This is a genomic window from Streptomyces sp. NBC_01267 (assembly GCF_036241575.1).
In the GTDB taxonomy this organism is placed as follows: Bacteria; Actinomycetota; Actinomycetes; order Streptomycetales; family Streptomycetaceae; genus Streptomyces.
In genome coordinates this window covers 5,851,273-5,870,669 of record NZ_CP108455.1, presented here as the reverse complement: position 1 = coordinate 5,870,669, position 19,397 = coordinate 5,851,273, and the positions used below count along the sequence as shown (strand labels likewise).

The 19,397-nt window shown below is 69.8% G+C and carries 18 protein-coding genes; 8 read left to right on the top strand and 10 right to left on the bottom strand.

Annotation, left to right across the window (positions count from 1 at the left end; genetic code table 11):
- Positions 1-49 precede the first annotated feature (49 nt).
- The 7 genes from OG709_RS26915 to OG709_RS26885 form a co-directional block, all read right to left on the bottom strand.
- Positions 50-529, bottom strand: a complete 480-nt coding sequence (locus OG709_RS26915) for a hypothetical protein (protein ID WP_266640507.1) — start codon at positions 527-529, stop codon at positions 50-52.
- A gap of 255 nt (positions 530-784) precedes the next feature.
- On the bottom strand, positions 785-2,203 hold the full coding sequence (locus tag OG709_RS26910) for an NAD(P)/FAD-dependent oxidoreductase (RefSeq protein WP_250297479.1): 1,419 nt from the start codon (positions 2,201-2,203) through the stop codon (positions 785-787).
- Positions 2,204-2,227: 24 nt separating this feature from the next.
- Complete coding sequence (locus tag OG709_RS26905; RefSeq protein ID WP_250297480.1) at positions 2,228-3,037, bottom strand: ABC transporter permease; 810 nt, start codon at positions 3,035-3,037, stop codon at positions 2,228-2,230.
- Complete coding sequence (locus tag OG709_RS26900) at positions 3,037-3,963, bottom strand: ABC transporter permease (protein WP_250297482.1); 927 nt, start codon at positions 3,961-3,963, stop codon at positions 3,037-3,039. The genes OG709_RS26905 and OG709_RS26900 overlap by 1 nt, the downstream gene beginning before the upstream one ends.
- Entirely contained in the window at positions 3,960-5,117 is a 1,158-nt protein-coding gene (locus OG709_RS26895; RefSeq protein ID WP_250297484.1) for an ABC transporter ATP-binding protein, read from the bottom strand. The genes OG709_RS26900 and OG709_RS26895 overlap by 4 nt, the downstream gene beginning before the upstream one ends.
- A 59-nt stretch (positions 5,118-5,176) precedes the next feature.
- Entirely contained in the window at positions 5,177-6,424 is a 1,248-nt protein-coding gene (locus tag OG709_RS26890; protein WP_250297485.1) for a polyamine ABC transporter substrate-binding protein, read from the bottom strand.
- An 18-nt stretch (positions 6,425-6,442) separates the two neighbouring features.
- Positions 6,443-7,948: a gamma-aminobutyraldehyde dehydrogenase gene (locus OG709_RS26885; RefSeq protein WP_250297487.1), complete on the bottom strand. Its 1,506-nt coding sequence runs from the start codon at positions 7,946-7,948 to the stop codon at positions 6,443-6,445.
- 174 nt (positions 7,949-8,122) lie between these two features.
- Here OG709_RS26885 and OG709_RS26880 point away from each other — a divergent pair, with 174 nt between their 5' ends.
- Positions 8,123-8,677, top strand: coding sequence for an NADAR family protein (locus OG709_RS26880; protein WP_250297488.1), 555 nt, complete (start codon positions 8,123-8,125; stop codon positions 8,675-8,677).
- Positions 8,678-8,703: 26 nt separating this feature from the next.
- On the opposite strand, the gene OG709_RS26875 is transcribed toward OG709_RS26880, so the two are convergent.
- Positions 8,704-9,522, bottom strand: coding sequence for a DUF4190 domain-containing protein (locus OG709_RS26875; RefSeq protein WP_329167871.1), 819 nt, complete (start codon positions 9,520-9,522; stop codon positions 8,704-8,706).
- 155 nt (positions 9,523-9,677) lie between these two features.
- Between OG709_RS26875 and OG709_RS26870 the strand changes: the two genes are divergently transcribed.
- Together OG709_RS26870 and OG709_RS26865 are read left to right on the top strand one after the other, a co-directional pair.
- On the top strand, positions 9,678-10,703 hold the full coding sequence (locus tag OG709_RS26870; protein ID WP_250297490.1) for an adenosine deaminase: 1,026 nt from the start codon (positions 9,678-9,680) through the stop codon (positions 10,701-10,703).
- A 33-nt stretch (positions 10,704-10,736) separates the two neighbouring features.
- Positions 10,737-11,417, top strand: a complete 681-nt coding sequence (locus OG709_RS26865; RefSeq protein WP_250297492.1) for a glycerophosphodiester phosphodiesterase — start codon at positions 10,737-10,739, stop codon at positions 11,415-11,417.
- Positions 11,418-11,435: 18 nt separating this feature from the next.
- Here the strand turns inward: OG709_RS26865 and OG709_RS26860 are convergent, their stop codons facing one another.
- Both OG709_RS26860 and OG709_RS26855 read right to left on the bottom strand, forming a co-directional pair.
- Positions 11,436-12,614, bottom strand: a complete 1,179-nt coding sequence (locus tag OG709_RS26860; RefSeq protein ID WP_250297493.1) for a polyamine ABC transporter substrate-binding protein — start codon at positions 12,612-12,614, stop codon at positions 11,436-11,438.
- An 84-nt stretch (positions 12,615-12,698) separates the two neighbouring features.
- Positions 12,699-14,138: a gamma-aminobutyraldehyde dehydrogenase gene (locus OG709_RS26855; RefSeq protein WP_250297495.1), complete on the bottom strand. Its 1,440-nt coding sequence runs from the start codon at positions 14,136-14,138 to the stop codon at positions 12,699-12,701.
- Between the two features lie 162 nt (positions 14,139-14,300).
- On the opposite strand from OG709_RS26855, the gene OG709_RS26850 reads away from it, so the two are divergent.
- The 5 genes from OG709_RS26850 to OG709_RS26830 all read left to right on the top strand — a co-directional run bounded on the left by OG709_RS26850 (position 14,301) and on the right by OG709_RS26830 (position 19,374).
- Positions 14,301-14,804, top strand: coding sequence for an Lrp/AsnC family transcriptional regulator (locus OG709_RS26850; RefSeq protein WP_250297497.1), 504 nt, complete (start codon positions 14,301-14,303; stop codon positions 14,802-14,804).
- Between the two features lie 2 nt (positions 14,805-14,806).
- The gene (locus OG709_RS26845; protein ID WP_250297499.1) at positions 14,807-16,168 is read left to right on the top strand and encodes an aspartate aminotransferase family protein; all 1,362 of its coding nucleotides are present in this window, start codon (positions 14,807-14,809) and stop codon (positions 16,166-16,168) included.
- A 181-nt stretch (positions 16,169-16,349) separates the two neighbouring features.
- Complete coding sequence (locus OG709_RS26840; protein WP_250297501.1) at positions 16,350-17,087, top strand: ABC transporter ATP-binding protein; 738 nt, start codon at positions 16,350-16,352, stop codon at positions 17,085-17,087.
- The gene (locus OG709_RS26835; RefSeq protein WP_326693904.1) at positions 17,069-18,241 is read left to right on the top strand and encodes a hypothetical protein; all 1,173 of its coding nucleotides are present in this window, start codon (positions 17,069-17,071) and stop codon (positions 18,239-18,241) included. Before OG709_RS26840 ends, OG709_RS26835 begins: the two co-directional genes overlap by 19 nt.
- A gap of 26 nt (positions 18,242-18,267) precedes the next feature.
- Positions 18,268-19,374 carry an LOG family protein gene (locus OG709_RS26830; protein ID WP_329167864.1) on the top strand — a complete coding sequence of 369 codons (1,107 nt, stop codon included), beginning with the start codon at positions 18,268-18,270 and terminating at the stop codon, positions 19,372-19,374.
- Positions 19,375-19,397: the final 23 nt, after the last annotated feature.

Here is a 19,397-nt window from a genome sequence, read left to right as displayed (position 1 = left end):
GTCCAGACCAATTGGACTGTCAAGACTTCCCGCACGTGCCGACGGTGGTTCAGACCAATCCGTCACCAATGTCGTCCGCCATGAGGGCCGCCGCCTCGTGCATGGCCAGTTCGAGAAGGGCCGGATCGATGAGGGTCCCCGAACCGTCCGGGGCGATCAGCCAGCGCACCCCGCCGACCGGCCGGAAGGCCGGACGTCCGGGATGCGGCACCACGATCCAGGTGCCGTGTCCGGCGCCGCGTACGCCCGTACCGATCCAGCGGGAGGCGGTGCCCGGGGGTACGAAGAAGCCCGTCCTGGCCTCCCCGAAGTCCGCGAGGACCGGACCCGGCCGGTCGACGAGGCGGGTCAGGACGTCCAGGGTCGGATAGCCGAGCTCCCCCGGAACGATGAGTACGTCCCAGCGCAGTCCGGCGGGCAGGAGCGCGACCCCCGACGGGTTGCGCTCCCACTCCCACCGGCACGCATCAGGGTCCGGTGCCACCGAAACGAGCCACTCCACCGCGGTCCTTGCCCCCGTGCCAACCATCGCCCGGCCTCCATTCGTGTACGCGCAGATGTTGCGTGCACAAGGAGAGAGGGGCCCGGCCGTGATCCATGACGCGGGTTCCGCACCTTTCCTGCGGTGAACCGGGTCACATCCGGATCGCGGCCGGTCCCCTCGGGGCCCGCTTCGCCCAGGACCGGGGCAGGCTCTGCTCAGCACCCGGTCAGGCTTCACTCGGAAGCGCTCGGACGTCCGGAGCGCTCGGACGTCCCGGATCGCTCCGGAGCCGGAGAGCGCTCAGGAGTCGAAGCCGAGTCCCAGCTTGTCCATCGACTTCAGCCAGAGATTGCGCCGCCCGTCCCGCTCGTCCGCCCGCGCCAGCGACCACTTGGTCAGCCCGATCCCCGCCCAGGCGAACGGCTCGGGCGGGAACGGCATCGGCTTGGTGCGCACCATTTCCAGCGCGGTGCGCTCCGTCCGCTCGCCGGAGAGCAGGTCGAGCATCACGTCGCCGCCGAACCGGGTGGCCCCGACGCCCAGGCCCGTGAAGCCCGCCGCGTAGGCGACCCGGCCGCCGTGCGCCGTACCGAAGAAGGCCGAGAACCGTGAGCAGGTGTCGATCGCGCCGCCCCAGGCGTGACTGAAGCGGATCCCTTCGAGCTGTGGGAAGCACTGGAAGAAGTGCTCGGCGAGCCTCAGATAGGTGTCGGGGCGGTGGTCGAGATCGGCGCTCATCCGCCCGCCGTACGGATAGATCGCGTCGTAGCCGCCCCACAGGATGCGGTGGTCGGCGGTCAGCCGGAAGTAGTGGAACTGGTTGGCGCTGTCACCGAGCCCCTGCCTGTTCCGCCAGCCGATCGCGGCCTGCTGCTCCTCGGTGAGCGGCTCCGTCATCAGCGCGTAGTCGTAGACCGGGACGGTGTACGGACGCACCCGCTTGACCAGCGAGGGGAAGATGTTCGTACCCAGCGCGACGTGCCGGGCGAAGACCCTGCCGTACGGCGTACGGACCGCCATCCCGGTGCCCGAGCGGGCCAGGTCGAGCCCCCGGGTGCGTTCGTGGATCCGTACGCCGAGACCGAGGCAGGCCTGCTTGAGGCCCCAGGCCAGCTTGGCGGGGTGCAGCATCGCCACCCCGTCCCGGTCGTACAGCCCGCCGAGGAAGGTCGGTGAGTCGACCTCGGACCGCAGCGCGTCCTGGTCGAGGAACTCACCGCCCCCGAGGCCGAGTTCGGTCACCTCCTGGTGCCACTCGCGCAACTCGTCGACCTGGTAGGGCTGGGTGGCCACGTCGATCTCGCCGGTGCGCTCGAATTCGCAGTCGATCCCGTACCGGGCGACGGCCGCCTCGATGGCGTCGAGGTTGCGCGCGCCCAGTTCCTCCAGCTTCTTGATCTCGCCGGGCCAGCGTTCCAGCCCGTTGGCGAGGCCGTGGGTCAGCGAGGCGGCGCAGAAGCCGCCGTTGCGGCCCGACGCGGCCCAGCCGATCTCGTTGCCCTCGATCAGTACGACGTCCCGGCCGGGGTCGCGCTCCTTGGCGAGCAGCGCGGTCCACAGACCGCTGTAGCCGCCGCCGACGACCAGCAGGTCGCAGCTGGTGTCGCCGGTGAGCGCGGGCAGGGCGGCGGGCTTGCCCGGGTCCTCCAGCCAGAACGACACCGGCTCGGCGTCGGCGAGTGATGCGGCAAGGGCACGGGTCATGGCGGCTGGGGCCATGGGTTCCACTCCTTCAGGGACTGCTCAGTGCTGTGTGCTGTTCTTGCGGCGGTTGCTGATCAGCTGACCGCCGAGTACCACCAGTACCGCAATGATGAACATCGCCGTACCGATGACGTTGATCTGCACGGGCGTGCCGCGCTGCGCCGATCCCCAGACGTACATGGGGAAGGTCACGGTCGAGCCCGCGTTGAAGTTGGTGATGATGAAGTCGTCGAAGGAGAGCGCGAAGGCGAGCAGTGCGCCCGCCGCGATCCCCGGTGCGGCGATGGGCAGGGTGACCCGCAGGAAGGTCTGCACCGGGCTCGCGTAGAGATCGCGCGCGGCTTCCTCCAGCCGGGGGTCCATCGACATCACACGTGCCTTGACCGCCGTGACGACGAAGCTGAGGCAGAACATGATGTGCGCGATGAGGATGGTCCAGAAGCCCAGCTGGGCGCCCATGTTGAGGAAGAGCGTCAGCAGCGAGGCGGCCATGACGACCTCGGGCATCGCCATCGGCAGGAAGATCAGCGAGTTGATCGCACCGCGCGCCCGGAACCGGTAGCGGACCAGCGCGAAGGCGATCATCGTGCCGAGCACGGTGGAGCCGATCGTGGCCCAGACCGCGATCTCCAGCGAGAGATTGAGCGAGCCGCACATGTCCGCGACGCCGCAGGGGTCCTTCCAGGCGTCGAGGGAGAACCGCTGCCAGGTGATGTTGAAGCGCCCGTTGGGCTTGTTGAACGAGAACACCATCACGACGATGTTGGGCAGGATCAGATAGGCGAGGGTGATCAGGCCCGCGATGGTGACGAGATGGCGGCGGAGCCAGCGCGTGGAGTTCCTCAGCATCAGACCAGGTCCTCCGTGCCGGCTCGGCGGATGTAGACGGTGACCATGATCAGCACGATCGCCATGAGAATGAAGGAGAGCGCGGCGGCTGTCGGATAGTCGAGCACGCGCAGGAACTGCGACTGGATGACGCTGCCGACCATCTTGGTGTCGGTCGAGCCGAGCAGTTCGGAGTTGACGTAGTCACCGGCCGCCGGGATGAAGGTGAGCAGGGTTCCGGAGACGACACCCGGCATGGACAGCGGGAAGGTCACCTTGCGGAAGGTGGTGGCCGGGGTGGCGTAGAGGTCCCCGGCCGCCTCGTGCAGCCGTCCGTCGATCCGCTCCAGCGAGGTGTAGAGCGGCAGGATCATGAACGGCAGGAAGTTGTACGTGAGTCCGCAGACCACCGCCATGGGGGTCGCCAGCACCCGGCTGCCCTCGGTCCAGCCGAGCCAGCTGGTGACGTCCAGGATGTGCAGCGTGTTCAGCACGCCCACGACCGGGCCGCCGTCCGCGAGGATCGTCTTCCAGGCGAGCGTGCGGATCAGGAAGCTGGTGAAGAACGGCGCGATGACCAGGATCAGCACCAGGTTGCGCCAGCGGCCCGCCTTGAAGGCGATGAGGTACGAGAGCGGATAGCCCAGCAGCAGACAGAGGATCGTCGCCGTGCCCGCGTAGAGCAGGGAACGGATGAACTGCGGGTAGTACTCGTGCAGGGCGTCCCAGTAGGTCTGGAAGTGCCAGGTGACCCGGAAGCCCTCCTCCAGCGAACCGGTCTGCACGGACGTCGACGCCTGGTAGATCATCGGCAGGGCGAAGAAGACCACCAGCCAGACGATGCCGGGGAGCAGCAGCCAGTACGGGACGAGCCGCTTGCGGACCGGGCGCTTGTGGACCACGGGCCCGGCCTCGGGGGCGGCGGGCGGTGCCTCGGTGACGGTCACGCCGCCTCCTCGACACCTGCGGTGCCCGACTTCCCTGCGTCCACTGCCTGGCCCGCGTCGAGGCCGAAGGTGTGCTCGGGGTTCCAGTGCAGCACGACCTCGGCGCCGGGCCGAAGCCGTGCGTCGCGCTCGACGTTCTGTACGTAGACCTCCAGCTGCGGGCAGACCGGGCTGTCGACGACGTACTGGGTGGAGACCCCGATGAAGCTGGAGTCGGCTATCCGGCCGGTGACGCGGTTGCGTCCGTCGGCTATCTCCGCGGCGTCGTCCGCGTGCGCCAGGGCGATCTTCTCCGGGCGGACCCCGACGAGCAGCTTGCCGCCGCTGCTGGTGGCGGCCGTACATCGGCTCGCGGGCAGCCGCAGTTCGGTGCCGGACGCGTGCACGGTGATGTCCTTGCCCGCCGTGACGACCTCGGCCTCGATGAGGTTCGACGTGCCGAGGAAGTTGGCGACGAAGGTGGTCTGCGGGTTCTCGTACAGATCGGCGGGCGCGCCCAGTTGCTCGACCCGGCCGCCGTTCATCACCGCGACGGCGTCGGCCATGGTCATGGCCTCCTCCTGGTCGTGGGTGACATGGACGAAGGTGATGCCGACCTCGGTCTGGATCCGCTTGAGTTCCAGCTGCATCTGACGGCGCAGCTTCAGGTCGAGGGCGCCGAGCGGCTCGTCGAGGAGGAGCACCTGCGGGTGGTTGATGAGCGCGCGGGCGACGGCGACGCGCTGCTGCTGGCCGCCGGAGAGCTGGTGCGGCTTGCGGTGCGCGAAGTCGCCGAGCTGGACGAGGTCGAGCATGTCGCCGACCTGCTTCTTCACGGACTTGATGCCGCGCCTGCGCAGCCCGAAGGCGATGTTCTCCGTCACGTCGAGGTGCGGGAAGAGCGCGTACGACTGGAAGACCGTGTTGACCGGGCGCTTGTACGGCGGCAGGTCGGTGACGTCCCGGTCGCCGAGCCGGACCGTTCCGGTGCTGGGGTCCTCAAGCCCGGCGATCATGCGCAGGGTGGTGGTCTTGCCACAGCCCGAGGCGCCGAGGAGGGCGAAGAACGTGCCCTGGGGAACGGTCAGATCCAGCGGGTGCACCGCGGTGAAGGACCCGTAGGTCTTGCTGATCCCGGCGAGACGGACGTCGCCGCCTTCATTCGTCTGTGTCATGGGTACGGTCCCAGGTTCGTAAGGGAGGAGGAGCAGAAGGAAGCAGAGAAAGGGGGAGGTCAGGTGCCGATGAGCTTGGCGAACTTCTCTTCGTACGCCGTCTCTTCCTTGCTGGAGAGCGAGCGGAAGGAGTGCGACCTCGCGGCCATCGCCTTGTCCGGGAGGATCAGCTCGTTGGCCGCCATGGCGGGGTCGATCTTCGTCAGTTCCTCGCGCACGCCGTCGACGGGGCAGACGTAGTTCGTGTACGCGGTGAGCTTCGCGGCGACCGCGGGCTCGTAGTAGTAGTCGATGAGCCGCTCGGCGTTGGCCGTGTGCCTGGCCTTGACCGGGATCATCATGTTGTCCGTGGACGTCATGTAACCGGCGGCCGGGATCACGTACTTGACGTGCGGGTTGTCGTGCTGGAGCTGGGTGATGTCGCCGCCCCAGGCCACGCAGGCGGCGATGTCGCCCTTGTCCAGGTCGCTGATGTAGTCGTTCCCGGTGAAGCGGCGTATCTGGTTGCGGTCGACGCCCTTCTGGAGGCGGCCGATCGCGGCGTCGTAGTCGGCGTCGGTGACCTTCGCCGGGTCCTTGCCCATGTCGAGCAGGGTCATCCCGACGGAGTCCCGCATCTCGGAGAGGAAACTGACCCGGCCCTTGAGCTTCGGGTCGTCGAGCAGCTGGGTGACCGAGTCGACCTTCCGGCCGCCGGTCGCCTTGCTGTTGTACGCGATGACGGTGGGGATTCCGGCCCAGGGGTACGAGTAGGCGCGGCCCGGGTCCCAGTCGGGGCTGCGGAACTGGGCGGAGAGGTTGGCGTACGCGTGCGGGAGCAGTGACGAGTCCAGCCGTTCCACCCAGCCGAACCGGATCAGCCGGGCGGCCAGCCAGTCGGTCAGGATGATCAGGTCCCGGCCGGTGTCCTGGCCGGCCGCGAGCTGCGGCTTGATCTTGCCGAAGAACTCGACGTTGTCGTTGATGTCCTCGGTGTACTTGACCTTGATCCCGGTGCGGCGGGTGAACGCCTCCAGCGTGGGCCGGTGCTTCCCGTCGTCGGTGACGTCCATGTACTCGGTCCAGTTGGAGAAGTTGATCTCCTTCTCCTTGGCCGAGTGGTCGTCGGAGACCGGGGCCCCGCCGTCCCGTTTGGCTGCCGGGATACCGCAGCCGGTCAGGGTGGCGAGGCCGCCGGCCGTCAGCGCGCCGAGGCCCGCCGTACGCAGCAGCGCACGGCGGCCGAAGGCCCCTCTGCCGCTGGTCAGCGTGCGGTGGGCGGCGGCCAGCTGGGCCGGGGAGAGACGGTCTGGCTCGTACTGCTCCATGGGCGGTGTGCCCTTTCTTTATCGGTCCCCGAAGATCGTGCGGTGCCAGTCCTTGCGGGCCACCGCGGTGTTGTCGTACATGACGTGCTTGACCTGTGTGTACTCCTCGAACGAGTACACGGACATGTCCTTGCCGAAGCCGCTGGCCTTGTAACCGCCGTGCGGCATCTCGCTGATGATCGGGATGTGGTCGTTGACCCAGACACAGCCGGCCTGGATCTCCCGGGTCGCGCGGTTCGCGCGGAAGACGTCGCGGGTCCAGGCGGAGGAGGCCAGACCGTACGGGGTGTCGTTGGCGAGCGCGATGCCCTCGTCGTCGGAGTCGAAGGGCAGCACGACGAGGACCGGGCCGAAGATCTCGGCCTGGACGATCTCGCTGTCCTGGGCGGCGTCGGCGATCAGCGTGGGGAGATAGTAGGCGCCGTCGCCGTCGGGCGCCGCACCACCGGTCACCACCCGTGCGTAGCCACGCGCGCGCTCGACGAACGCGGCGACCCGGTCGCGCTGGGCATGGCTGACCAGCGGACCGAGGTCGGTCGACTCGTCGAAGGGGTCGCCGAGCCTGAGGGTGCTCATCAGCGCGGCGACGCCCTCCACGAAGGCGTCGTAGAGCGGGCGCTGGACGTACGCGCGGGTGGCGGCCGTGCAGTCCTGGCCGGTGTTGATGAGCGAGCCGGCGACCGCGCCGTGCACGGCGGCCTCCAGGTCGGCGTCGTCGAAGACCAGGAAGGGGGCCTTGCCGCCCAGTTCGAGGTGGATCCGCTTGACGGTGTCGGTGGCGATCTCGGCGACGCGCTTGCCGACGGCCGTCGACCCGGTGAACGAGGTCATGACCACGTCGGGGTGGCCGACGAGGTGCTCGCCCGCCTCCTTCCCGAGGCCGTTGACGATGTTGACGACGCCGTCCGGGATGCCCGCCTCGGTCGCGGCCTGCGCGAACATCAGCGAGGTGAGCGGGGTGATCTCGGCGGGCTTCAGCACGATGGTGTTGCCCGCGGCGATGGCGGGCAGGACCTTCCAGGCGGCCATCTGGAGCGGGTAGTTCCAGGGGGCGATGGAGCCGACCACGCCGATCGGCTCGCGCCGTACGTACGAGGTGTGGTCCCCGCTGTACTCACCCGCGGACTGGCCCTGGAGGTGACGGGCGGCGCCCGCGAAGAAGGAGGCGTTGTCGACCGTGCCGGGGACGTCGAACTCACGGCTCAGCTTGATCGGTTTGCCGCACTGGAGGGATTCGGCGTACGCGAACTCCTCGGCCCGCTCGGCGAGTACCGCCGCGAAGCGGTGCAGCGCGTCGGAGCGCTCGCCCGGGGTCGCCGCGGACCAGCCGGGGAAGGCCGCGCGGGCCGCCGCCACGGCGGCGTCGACATCGGCGGCACCGGCCGTCTCGTAGCTGAACACCACCTTGCCGGTCGCCGGGTCGACCACGTCCTGGGTCTTCCCTGAGGAACCGGGCCGCAGCTGCCCGTCGATGTACTGTGCGCCCGCCGCGAAGCGGTCCTGCACCTGGAAGCTGTTGACCATCGTGCTCTCCGTAGCTCACGCTCGAATTGACTGCCGATCCTGGCAGAGCAACAGATATGCAACAAGTGATTCCGTTGTTTCCTTTTGGTTACGCGACGGAATCGGTCGACCATGTGTCGCGTCGGCCAGGAAATCCACGACGGAGTGTCAGTGGCGGCTGCCAGACTCCCGTGCATGGAGAGGACCGACGCACTCGCCGCCCGGATCGACGCGGGCGAGCGGATCAAGTTCCTGGCCTTCTGGGGGCATACGCCGAGGCCGGACGGCCGTATCGGGACGAGTTGTCTCAGTCAGTGGTGGCCGTCACCGTTCGAGGTCGACGGCGTGCGGTACGCGACGGCCGAGCACTGGATGATGGCGGCCAAGGCACGGCTCTTCGGCGACGCGGACGCGGAGCGCGCGGTGCTGGCGGCGGCGAATCCCGCACTGGCGAAGAAGGCCGGGCGGCTGGTGCGCGGCTTCGACGAGGAGATATGGCAGCGCGAGCGCTACGGAATCGTGGTCGAGGGCAGCGTGCACAAGTTCGGCGCGGACGCGGCGCTGCGTGAGTTCCTGCTGGCGACCGGGGACCGCGTGCTCGTCGAGGCCAGCCCGATGGACCGGATATGGGGCATCGGGCTGGCCGCGGACGACGAGCGGGCCCAGCAGCCGGCCCGCTGGCGCGGGCTCAATCTGCTGGGGTTCGCGCTGATGGACGCCAGGGACCGGCTGCGTACGGCGACCGGCTGACGGACCGCCGCACGCGGCCGGTCCGGTTACCGTCCGGCGTCGGTGGCCAGCGCGCTGGAGTACGAGGAATCGTCCCCGTAGTCGTACGAACCGGAGTCGTCGCTGTTCGCGATGGTCCAGATCATCAGGCTGAGAAAGGCAGCGCTGAACAGGATCCCGACCGAGCCCAGGATGATCCCGGCGAGCGCCATGCCGCCGTTGTTCGCCTCGCCGCGGTTGGCCCGCTTACGGCCCAGGATCCCGAATATCAGGGCGAGTCCGCCCAGGATGATGCCCAGACCCCAGCCGCAGAAGAAGACCACGCTGATGATGCCGAGCACCAGCGCGGCGGTCCCGAAGCCGTTCTCCGGACCACGCTGGACGGTTCCCCAGCCGCCCTGGCTGCCGTACCCCGGGTATCCGGGGTAGCCACCGTAGGGAGCGGGGCCGGGCTGCTGGCCCGCCCCCGGGTAGGACGGGTAGCCGTACGCCCCGGGAGCCTGCCCGGGACCGTTCGGCCCGATCGGCGGGGGCGGTACGGAGCCGGGCGGCGGGAATCCGGGCGGTGCGAAGCCCGGCTGCGCGAACCCGGGCGGCGCGAACCCGGGCTGCGGATAGCCGGGAGGTACCGAACCGGGCTGCGGGTCACCCGGCTGCGCGGGACCCGGCTGTCCCGGAACGGCGCCGGAGGGAGCCTCCGGCACGGCCGTGACCGTCTGCTGATCGTGCACCGGACTCTGCGGCTGCGGCGGTGTCTGCGGCTGCGGCTTGTCCAGCGGCACCTTGTTCTCGCTGTTCCCGGGCGGAGCCCATGGGTCCTTCGGCGGTTCGGGATCCCCCGAAGGGTGCGGTACGTGGTCTGACATGGGCCTCCCCCATCCTCGGCTCGTCATGCTAAGGCCTGCATGCCGGACAGGTCCCGGGGCCCGCACCCCGGACCACCCGCCGGGAGAGCGTGCCTACGATGTTCTCCGACCGGCAGCACCGACCACACCCCCGACCGCACCCCGGAGGACCCCCGATGACCGACCTGCACCCCTTCGTCGCGGGGCTCCCCAAGGCCGAACTGCACGTGCACCACGTGGGTTCCGCGACGCCGCGCATCGTCGCCGAACTCGCGGCGCACCACCCGGACTCCATAGTGCCCACCGATCCCGAGGCGCTCGCCGACTACTTCACGTTCACCGACTTCGGGCACTTCATCCAGGTGTACCTCTCCGTGGTGGACCTGATCCGTACGCCGGAGGACGTGCGGCTGCTGACCTACGAGATCGCGCGCGACATGGCCCGCCAGAACATCCGGTACGCGGAGCTGACGGTCACCCCGTACTCCTCCACCCGGCGCGGCATCCCCGAGGCCGCCTTCATGGAGGCGATCGAGGACGCCAGGAAGTCGGCCGAGTCGGAGCTGGGCACCGTACTGCGCTGGTGCTTCGACATCCCGGGTGAGGCGGGGCTCGAATCCGCCGCGGAGACCGCGCGGCTCGCGGTGGATCTGCGCCCCGAGGGGCTGGTCTCCTTCGGGCTCGGCGGCCCCGAGATCGGGGTGGAGCGCCCGCAGTTCAAGCCCTTCTTCGACCGGGCGCGCGCGGCGGGCCTGCACTCGGTGCCGCACGCCGGTGAGACGACGGGCCCCGAGACCATCTGGGACGCGATCAACCACCTGGGCGCGGAGCGCATCGGCCACGGCACCAGCGCGACGCAGGACCCGAAGCTGCTGGCCCACCTCGCCGAGCAGCGCATCGCGCTGGAGGTGTGCCCGACCTCCAACATCGCGACCCGGGCCGTCCGTTCGCTCGACGAGCACCCGGTCAGGGAGATGGTGGACGCGGGCGTCCTGGTGACGATCAACAGCGACGATCCGCCGATGTTCGGCACCGATCTCAACAACGAGTACCTGGTCGCCGCCCGGCTGCTGGACCTCGACGAAGCGGGCATCGCGGCCCTCGCGAAGAACGCCGTCGACGCGTCCTTCCTCGACGACGCGGGCAAGGCCCGGCTGACCACGGAGATCGACACGTACACCGCGAACTGGCTGGCGCGGTAGCCCTCGGCGGGAGGGGTCGGCGAGGATGACTCCATGCGCACCGTCACTGCCGTCGGCCACCGCGGCGATCCCTATCTCTTCCGTGAGAACACCCTGCCCTCCGTCCGCTCCGCGGTGGAGCGGGGCGCGGACGCGGTGGAGATCGATGTCCGGCTGACCCGCGACGGCGAGGCCGTGCTGCTGCACGACGCGACACTGGAGCGGCTGTGGCGCCACGACCGACCGCTCTCCCGGGTGTCGGCGGACGAACTGCGGGGGCTCACGGACGGTGGCGTCCCCACGCTCCGCGAGGCGCTCCTGGCGGCCGGCGGCCATCGCGTCATGATCGATCTGCCGGATGCCACACCGGCCGCGGTCCGCGAGGTCGTCGCCGTCGTGCGGGAGTGCGGCGCGGGCGAGCGCGTGTACTACTGCGCGGGGCCCACCACCATGCTCCGTGTGCGGGAGGCCGATCCCGGCGCCGAGATCGCCATGACCTGGACGACGCTCGCCCCGCCGCGTCCGGTGCTGCTCGACGCGGTGAAGCCGCGCTGGCTCAACTACCGTTTCGGGCTGCTGAGTCCGCAGCTGTGCGAGCGGGTGCACCGGGACGGGCTGCTGGTCTCGGCCTGGACCCCGGACACCAAACGCGCGATGCGGCGGCTGATCGGCGCCGGCGTCGACTCGATCACCACGAACCGCGTCGACGCACTGTGCGCGGTCCGCGCGGCCTGACCGGCAGCCGCAGGCCGCTCACAGCCCCACGATCTTGTTCCACCGCTTGGTGAACTCGACCCGCTCCGCCGACGTGATGTCCCGGGCTATGGCGAGACGCTTGCGCATCGTGTCGTCGGGGAAGATCAGCGGGTCCTCGGCCAGGTCGGCCAGGTCCTTGTCCTTCGACGAGGCCAGCACCTCGCGCGCCGCCGGGACGGGGCACACGTAGTTCACCCATGCCGCCAGCTCCGCCGCGACCGCGGGCTCGTAGTAGTAGTCGATCAGCTTCTCCGCATTGGCCTTGTGGCGGGCGAGGTTGGGGATCATCATCGACTCCGCCCACAGCTCGCCGCCCTCCTCGGGCACCACGAACTCGATGTCCGGGCTGTCCGCCTGGAGCTGGATCACGTCGCCGGAGTACGCCTGGCAGGCGAGCACATCGCCGGTGGACAGGTCCTTGATGTAGTCGTTGCCGGTGAAGCGGCGGATCTGCTTCTTCCGTACGAGCTTCTCGACCTGGTCGCACATGGTGTGGAAGTCGTGCGCGGTCCACCGGGTGATGTCGGCGCCGTTCCCCTGCATGAGCAGCGCGAACGCCTCGTCGAGCCCGGAGAGCAGCGTGACCTTGCCGCGCAGGTCGGGCGCCCAGAGGTCGCTCATGTGCTTGATCTCGCGGCCGACCTTCTTGCGGTTGTACGCGATGCCGGTGATCCCGGACTGCCACGGCACGCTGTGCAGGCGTCCCTTGTCGAAGGCGGGCGAGAGGAGCTGCGGGTCCAGGTACTTGGCGACGTTCGGCTGCTTGGCCCGGTCCATCTCCTGGACCCAGCCCAGCCGTACGAACCGGGCCGCCATCCAGTCACTGATGACGATCAGGTCCCGCCCGGTCTGCTGGTGGTTCATCAGCGCCGGGCTGATCTTCCCGAAGAACTCGTCGTTGTCGTTGATCTCCTCGGTGTACTTCACCGAGATCCCGGTCCGCTTCTCGAAGGCGTCGAGCGTGGGCCGTTTCGACGGGTTGTCGTCCGCGGTGTCGATGTACAGGGGCCAGTTGGCGAAGACCAGGCTCCTGTCCTGCGCCGAACTGTCCTGCCCGGCCCGCTGTCCCGGCTTCACGTACGCCGCGGGCACCCCGCATCCGGTGAGCGCGGCCAGCGCGGCGAGCGCGCCGGAACCACGGAGGACCGTACGCCGGGAAACACCAAGATCTGCCATGCCGGACAGCCTCTCCTCATGCAGGTGGGGCGGGCAATGGACAAGGTGTCCACTGCCCGCCCCGTCGGGCGACACTCCGCCGTATCAGCTGTCCAGGGACGTCATCACGTGCTTGATGCGCGTGTAGTCCTCGAAGCCGTACGCCGACAGGTCCTTGCCGTAACCGGACTTCTTGAATCCGCCGTGCGGCATCTCGGCGACGAGCGGGATGTGGGTGTTGATCCACACGCAGCCGAAGTCCAGGTTCTTGGACATCCGCATGGCCCGTGCGTGGTCCTTGGTCCACACCGAGGAAGCCAGCGCGTACTCCACGTCGTTGGCGTAGGCGAGGGCCTGCTCCTCGTCGCGGAAGGGCTGGACCGTGATCACCGGTCCGAAGACCTCGTGCTGGATGATCTCGTCGTCCTGCTTCAGCCCGGACACCACCGTGGGGGCGTAGAAGAAGCCCTTCTCGCCGACGCGCTTGCCGCCCGCCTCGACCTTGGCGTGCGCGGGCAGCCGGTCGATGAACCCGCTGACCTGCGCCAGCTGGTTGGCGTTGTTGAGCGGGCCGTACAGCACGTCCTCGTCGTCCGGCTGACCGGTCTTCGTGTCGGACGCGGCCTTGGCCAGTGCCGTCACGAACTCGTCGTGGATCGACTCGTGCACGAGCACCCGGGTGGCGGCCGTGCAGTCCTGACCGGCGTTGAAGTATCCGGCGACGGAGATGTCCTCGACGGCCTTGGCGATGTCGGCGTCCTCGAAGACGACGACCGGCGCCTTGCCGCCCAGCTCCAGGTGAACGCGCTTGACGTCCTTGGCCGCGGACTCGGCGACCTGCATACCCGCCCGTACCGAACCGGTGATGGAGGCCATCGCGGGCACCTTGTGCTCCACCATCGCGCGGCCGGTGTCCCGGTCGCCGCAGACGACGTTGAACACGCCCTTGGGTGCGACGGCCCCGATGATCTCGGCCATCAGGAGCGTCGAAGCGGGGGTGGTGTCGGAGGGCTTCAGTACGACGGTGTTCCCCGCGGCCAGGGCCGGGGCGAACTTCCAGACCGCCATCATCATCGGGTAGTTCCACGGCGCGACCTGCGCGCAGACACCGACCGGCTCGCGCCGCACGATGGAGGTCAGGCCCTCCATGTACTCACCGGCGGAGCGGCCTTCGAGGAGCCGTGCGGCTCCCGCGAAGAAGCGGATCTGGTCCACCATCGGCGGGATTTCCTCGGTGCGGGTCAGCCCGAGGGGCTTCCCGGTGTTCTCGCTCTCCGCGGCGATCAGGTCCTCGGCCCGCTCCTCGAAGGCGTCGGCGATCTTCAGAAGTACGCGCTGGCGCTCACCGGGCGTGGTGTCGCGCCAGGCGGGGAAGGCCGCGGCAGCCGCCTCCATGGCGGCGTCGACGTCCGCCTGCCCGGAGAGCGGGGAGGTCGCGTACGTCTCGCCGGTGGCCGGATTGACCACATCGATGGTCCGGCCGTCAGCGGCGTCCCGGAATTCTCCGTTGATGTAGTTACGCAGCCGGCGAAGCTCGGTGGTCACAGCCACCCCTCCTGTCAGATGTCCGATGGGTGAGACACCCACCCTAATCGCAGAGGTGTCGCTTTCGACATAGCTGACCACCATGAACTTCGGATTCAGTTCCCAAAACGCCCTTCCGCAACGAATTTCATCGCATCGGGCTTGCGGGACGGGCGAGACCTCATGCAGAGTGTGGGCGTGGCCAGTCGCAGCGCAGACCCCAGGAACGGGAACGGCACTCCCCCGATCGACGCCGTCTCCCTGGCAATCATCGAACAGCTCCAGCAGGACGGCCGGCGGCCGTACGCGGCGATCGGCAAGGCCGTCGGCCTCTCCGAGGCGGCCGTGCGCCAGCGGGTGCAGAAGCTCCAGGACCAGGGGGTCATGCAGATCGTCGCCGTCACCGACCCGCTCACCGTGGGTTTCCGGCGGCAGGCCATGGTCGGCATGCGGGTCGAGGGCGACCTCGACCCCGTCGCGGACGCGCTGGCCGCAATGAACGAGGTCGACTACGTGGTGATGACCGCGGGCTCCTTCGACCTCATGGTGGAGGTCGTCTGCGAGGACGACGACCACCTGCTCGAACTGATCAACAAGCGGATCCGCGCGCTTCCCGGCGTGCGTGCGACCGAAAGTTTCGTCTACCTCAAGCTGAAGAAGCAGACCTACCAGTGGGGCACCCGATAGTCATGAGCAAGGACCTCAGCCAGACCGCGTACGACCACCTGTGGATGCACTTCACGGACATGTCGTCGTACGAGAACGCGCCCGTTCCCACCATCGTGCGTGGCGAGGGCACCTACATCTACGACGACAAGGGCAAGCGCTACCTCGACGGGCTCGCGGGCCTGTTCGTGGTCAACGCGGGCCACGGCCGCCACGAGCTGGCCGAGACCGCGTACAAGCAGGCCCAGGAACTGGCCTTCTTCCCGATCTGGTCGTACGCCCACCCGAAGGCCGTGGAACTCGCCGAGCGCCTCGCGCACCACGCGCCCGGCGACCTCAACAAGGTCTTCTTCACCACGGGCGGCGGCGAAGCGGTCGAGACCGCCTGGAAGTTGGCGAAGCAGTACCACAAGCTCACCGGCAACCACACGAAGTACAAGGTCATCTCCCGTGCGGTGGCCTACCACGGCACCCCGGCGGGCGCCCTGTCCATCACCGGACTGCCTGCCCTGAAGGCCCCGTTCGAGCCGCTCGTCCCCGGCGCGCACAAGGTTCCCAACACCAACATCTACCGCGCCCCGATCCACGGCGACGACCCGGTGGCCTTCGGCCGCTGGGCCGCCGACCAGATCGAGCAGGAGATCCTCTTCGAGGGCCCGGAGACCGTCGCGGCCGTCTTCCTGGAGCCGGTGCAGAACGCGGGCGGCTGCTTCCCGCCCCCGCCCGGTTACTTCCAGCGGGTGCGCGAGATCTGCGACAAGTACAACGTGCTGCTCGTGTCGGACGAGGTCATCTGCGCCTTCGGCCGTCTCGGCACGATGTTCGCCTGCGACAAGTTCGACTACATCCCCGACATGATCACCTGCGCCAAGGGCATGACGTCGGGGTACTCGCCGATAGGCGCGTGCATCGTCTCCGACCGGCTGGCGGAGCCGTTCTACCGGGACGGCAACACCTTCCTGCACGGGTACACCTTCGGCGGCCACCCGGTCTCCGCGGCCGTCGGTCTCGCCAACCTCGACATCTTCGAGCGCGAGAACCTCAACCAGCACGTCCTCGACAACGAGGGCGCCTTCCTCTCCACGCTGCAGAAGCTGCACGACCTGCCGATCGTCGGCGACGTCCGCGGCAACGGCTTCTTCTACGGCATCGAGCTGGTCAAGGACAAGGCCACCAAGGAGACCTTCAACGAGGAGGAGACCGAGCGCATCCTCTACAACGCGGTCTCCAAGGGCCTCTTCGAGAACGGCCTGTACTGCAGGGCCGACGACCGCGGCGACCCGGTCGTCCAGCTGGCGCCGCCGCTGATCGCCGACCAGTCGACGTTCGACGAGATCGAGTCCATCCTGCGCGTGGTCCTCACCGACGCCTGGGCCAAGCTCTGACCTTCCGCACGGCCCGCTGACAACCGGCCCGGCTGCACCCGTCCGAGTGGATACGGGTACGGCCGGGCCGCGTGCTGTCCGCGCACCCCGGTCCGGAGTCCTTACGGTGCCCAGTGACCGATCGGCTCCGCTTTCGTTCCCCCGTGCGGGGGGCCAGGATCAGAACCGAGGTGTGTTCGCGATGGCTGCCCCGCCCGACAACGACGTGCTCTGGACGCGCTCCGCCCACTTCTCCCACAGCGGCTCGCCCGCACTCACCAATGTCTCGCTCGGCGTCCACGACGGGGAGATCCTCTCCGTACTCGGCCCGCGCGGCAGCGGGAAGACGACCCTGCTGCGCTGCCTCTCGGGTCAACTCGTCCCGCAGGAGGGCGAGGTGTGGTTCAACAGCGGCCCCGTCCACACCCTGGGCCAGGCGGCCCGTGAGCGGCTGCGCCTCGAACGGTTCAGCTGGATCGACCCCGAACCCCGGCTCGTGCCCGAACTGACGGCCTGGGAGAACGTGGCTCTCCCGCTGCTGCTGAACGGCGCGCCGCACCGGGTGGCCAAGCGCGCCGCCGCCGAATGGCTGGAGCGGCTCGACATCGGCGCGTACGCGCGCAAGCGCCCGCCCGCCCTGCTGCAGGCCCAGCGGCAGCGGGTCGTCATCGCCCGCTCGCTGATCTCCGCTCCTTCGGTCCTCTTCGCCGACGAGCCCACCGCGTCGCTGCACCAGGCGGACTGCGGCCAGGTGCTGCGCACGCTCGTCGCGGCGGCCCGCTCGCACGGCATCACCGTCGTCCTCGCCACCCATGACCCCGAAGTGGCCGAGCACGCCGACCGGACCGTGCGGCTCCGGGACGGGCGCCTCGTCACCTCCGCCGCCGATACCGGCTCCCTGACGACGGAAGGCCGCGCCGCGTGCTCGCTCTCCGTCTAGCCCGCGGCGCACGGCCCGTGGTCCTGCTGCGGCGGCTGACGGTCGCGGCGGCATCGGCCGGTGTGGGGTTCCTCCTGCTCTCCGCGCTCGGCCGGGCGACGGGACATCCCGGCGCGGCGGCCGGATCGGGACCGCGGCTGCTCTGGTGCCTGGTCCCGCTGGCCGCGGCGGTGTACTTCGCGGTCGCGGTGGCCCGTACCGATCCGAGCACCCGGCCCGGCTCCCCGATGACAGCCGCCGGACTGGGGCCGGCCGGGCTCTCCGCGCTCTCCGCGGTGTCCACGGCGCTCTCCTGCCTGCTGGGCAGCGTGGTGGCCCTGCTGTTCTTCCTCGTCCTGCGGGGCGACGTCACCGGTCTGCCCTTCACCGGCGCCGCCGCACGGCTGCTCGGGGCGGGTTCCGCGCTCCCGGTGGCCGCGGCGCTCACCCTGCTGGCCGTCACACCGGTCGCGGCGGCGGTCGGCAGCGCCTGGACGCTGCGCCCGCGCAGACCGGCGCGGGCACGCTCGGGCCAGGACGGACCGGAGCGCGCCGGGGCGGACCCGGAGGCCGCGCCGACCGGCCTGCCCTGGGGGGTGGCGCTGGTGGCCGCCGGTCTGGCGGTCGAGGTGTACACCAGCCGCCGTCCGGCCGGTGCGCCGCTGCCCGTCCCCGGTCGCTTCGACGGCAGCCCCGCGGGGATGCTCGCCGGCTGGACCCTGACGGCGCTGGGGCTGGCCCTGGCGGGCCCGGCCCTGACCCATCTGTGCGGCCGGATCCTCCAGTCCGTGCGCCCGGGTGCGGTGCGTCTGCTCGCGGGCCGTGTGCTCCAGTACGAGGCCGGGCGGATCGGCCGCCCGCTCGGTGCGCTCTGCGCGGTGGTCTCGGGCGTCGTCGCCGCCGCTTCCGTGCACGGCGAAGGCCCGCCGCTCTTCGGCCCGTTGACCGCGCTGGGCGCCACCCTGGTGGTGGCCTGCACCACGGCCACGCTCCTGACCTCGGCCGTGGAAGCGCGTCAGGACCGGGCGGAGACGACGGCCGCCCTGGTGCGCGGATGCGTTCCGGCCGGTGTACTGCGCTCGGCCGCGGCGCTGCGTGCGGCGGCCCTGTTCGTGGTGTTCGCCACGGTGACCTGGGCGGTCGCGGCACTGGCGGCGGCACCCCTGTCGGCGTGAACCTGCCATCCCCTTACGATGACCGGATGCCGACCACACCTGAGCGTGACCGCGAGATCGCGACCCTCGACCAGTTCGACCGGGTCGTCGCCCGTGGCTCGCTCGGCGGTTACCGCGTCCAGGCCGTCGACCTGACGGACCGTACGGACATCCTGCGGTCGGCCGACACCTCGGGGGCCGTCTTCCTCGGCTGCCCGATGCTCCCCGAGGCCGAGGCCGCGGTGGGCGCGGCGGGCGCGCTCGTCTTCCCGCCCGTCCCCGGTCTGCCCTTCGCCCCGTACCGCGGACTCCTCTACCGCGCCGACGAGCTCTTCGAAGGTCTGCGGGGCAGCGGCTACGAAGCCACCCCCGACGCCCTGGCCTACGCATGGTTCCAACGGACCAGGAACAACGGCGACATACTCGCCTCGATGCTCCGCTCCATCCATGACGACGCGATCTCGGACGCCCTCGACGAGCACCTCGAGAGCGCCCGGGTGGTGGGCGTCATGGGCGGTCACGCGATGGCCCGTGGCACCGAGGAGTACGCGGGGGCGGCGCGGCTGGGACGTACGCTCGCCCGCACCGGTCTGACCGTGGCCACCGGCGGCGGACCCGGCGCCATGGAGGCGGCCAACCTCGGCGCGTACGCGTCGCCGTACCGGGACGGGATGCTGGACGAGGCCCTCGAACTCCTGGGCAAGACACCGTCGTTCGCCCCGTCCGTCTCCGACTGGGCGCGCGCCGCGTTCGAGGTCCGCGCCCGCTGGTCGGACGGCGGGGACTCCGTAGGGATCCCCACCTGGTTCTACGGGCACGAGCCGCCGAACGCCTTCGCCGGCCACATCGCCAAGTACTTCGCCAACGCCACCCGCGAGGACGGCCTGCTGGCCCGCTCCACCGCGGGTGTGATCTTCCTGCCCGGTGCGGCGGGCACGGTCCAGGAGATCTTCGACAACGCGACGTCCAACTACTACGGCTCGCACGGCGAACCCGCCCCGATGGTCCTGGTGGACCGGGCCCACTGGACCGGGGAACTGCCCGCCTGGCCACTGCTCCAGGCGCTGGCGAAGGGCCGTGCGATGGAGTCCCGTATCGCGCTCGTCGACACGGTGGCCGAGGCGCCGGAGGCGCTGGCCCGGATGGCGTTCTGACCCCGGGCGGCCGGTCCGCCCGA

Bases quoted from the DNA above. Each gene is read 5' to 3' on its own strand.
- OG709_RS26915 (WP_266640507.1), bottom strand. From the start codon at position 529: ATGGTTGGCACGGGGGCAAGGACCGCGGTGGAGTGGCTCGTTTCGGTG.
- OG709_RS26910 (WP_250297479.1), bottom strand. From the start codon at position 2,203: ATGGCCCCAGCCGCCATGACCCGTGCCCTTGCCGCATCACTCGCCGAC.
- OG709_RS26905 (WP_250297480.1), bottom strand. From the start codon at position 3,037: ATGCTGAGGAACTCCACGCGCTGGCTCCGCCGCCATCTCGTCACCATC.
- OG709_RS26895 (WP_250297484.1), bottom strand. From the start codon at position 5,117: ATGACACAGACGAATGAAGGCGGCGACGTCCGTCTCGCCGGGATCAGC.
- OG709_RS26890 (WP_250297485.1), bottom strand. From the start codon at position 6,424: ATGGAGCAGTACGAGCCAGACCGTCTCTCCCCGGCCCAGCTGGCCGCC.
- OG709_RS26885 (WP_250297487.1), bottom strand. From the start codon at position 7,948: ATGGTCAACAGCTTCCAGGTGCAGGACCGCTTCGCGGCGGGCGCACAG.
- OG709_RS26880 (WP_250297488.1), top strand. From the start codon at position 8,123: ATGGAGAGGACCGACGCACTCGCCGCCCGGATCGACGCGGGCGAGCGG.
- OG709_RS26875 (WP_329167871.1), bottom strand. From the start codon at position 9,522: ATGTCAGACCACGTACCGCACCCTTCGGGGGATCCCGAACCGCCGAAG.
- OG709_RS26870 (WP_250297490.1), top strand. From the start codon at position 9,678: ATGACCGACCTGCACCCCTTCGTCGCGGGGCTCCCCAAGGCCGAACTG.
- OG709_RS26865 (WP_250297492.1), top strand. From the start codon at position 10,737: ATGCGCACCGTCACTGCCGTCGGCCACCGCGGCGATCCCTATCTCTTC.
- OG709_RS26860 (WP_250297493.1), bottom strand. From the start codon at position 12,614: ATGGCAGATCTTGGTGTTTCCCGGCGTACGGTCCTCCGTGGTTCCGGC.
- OG709_RS26850 (WP_250297497.1), top strand. From the start codon at position 14,301: ATGCAGAGTGTGGGCGTGGCCAGTCGCAGCGCAGACCCCAGGAACGGG.
- OG709_RS26845 (WP_250297499.1), top strand. From the start codon at position 14,807: ATGAGCAAGGACCTCAGCCAGACCGCGTACGACCACCTGTGGATGCAC.
- OG709_RS26840 (WP_250297501.1), top strand. From the start codon at position 16,350: ATGGCTGCCCCGCCCGACAACGACGTGCTCTGGACGCGCTCCGCCCAC.
- OG709_RS26830 (WP_329167864.1), top strand. From the start codon at position 18,268: ATGCCGACCACACCTGAGCGTGACCGCGAGATCGCGACCCTCGACCAG.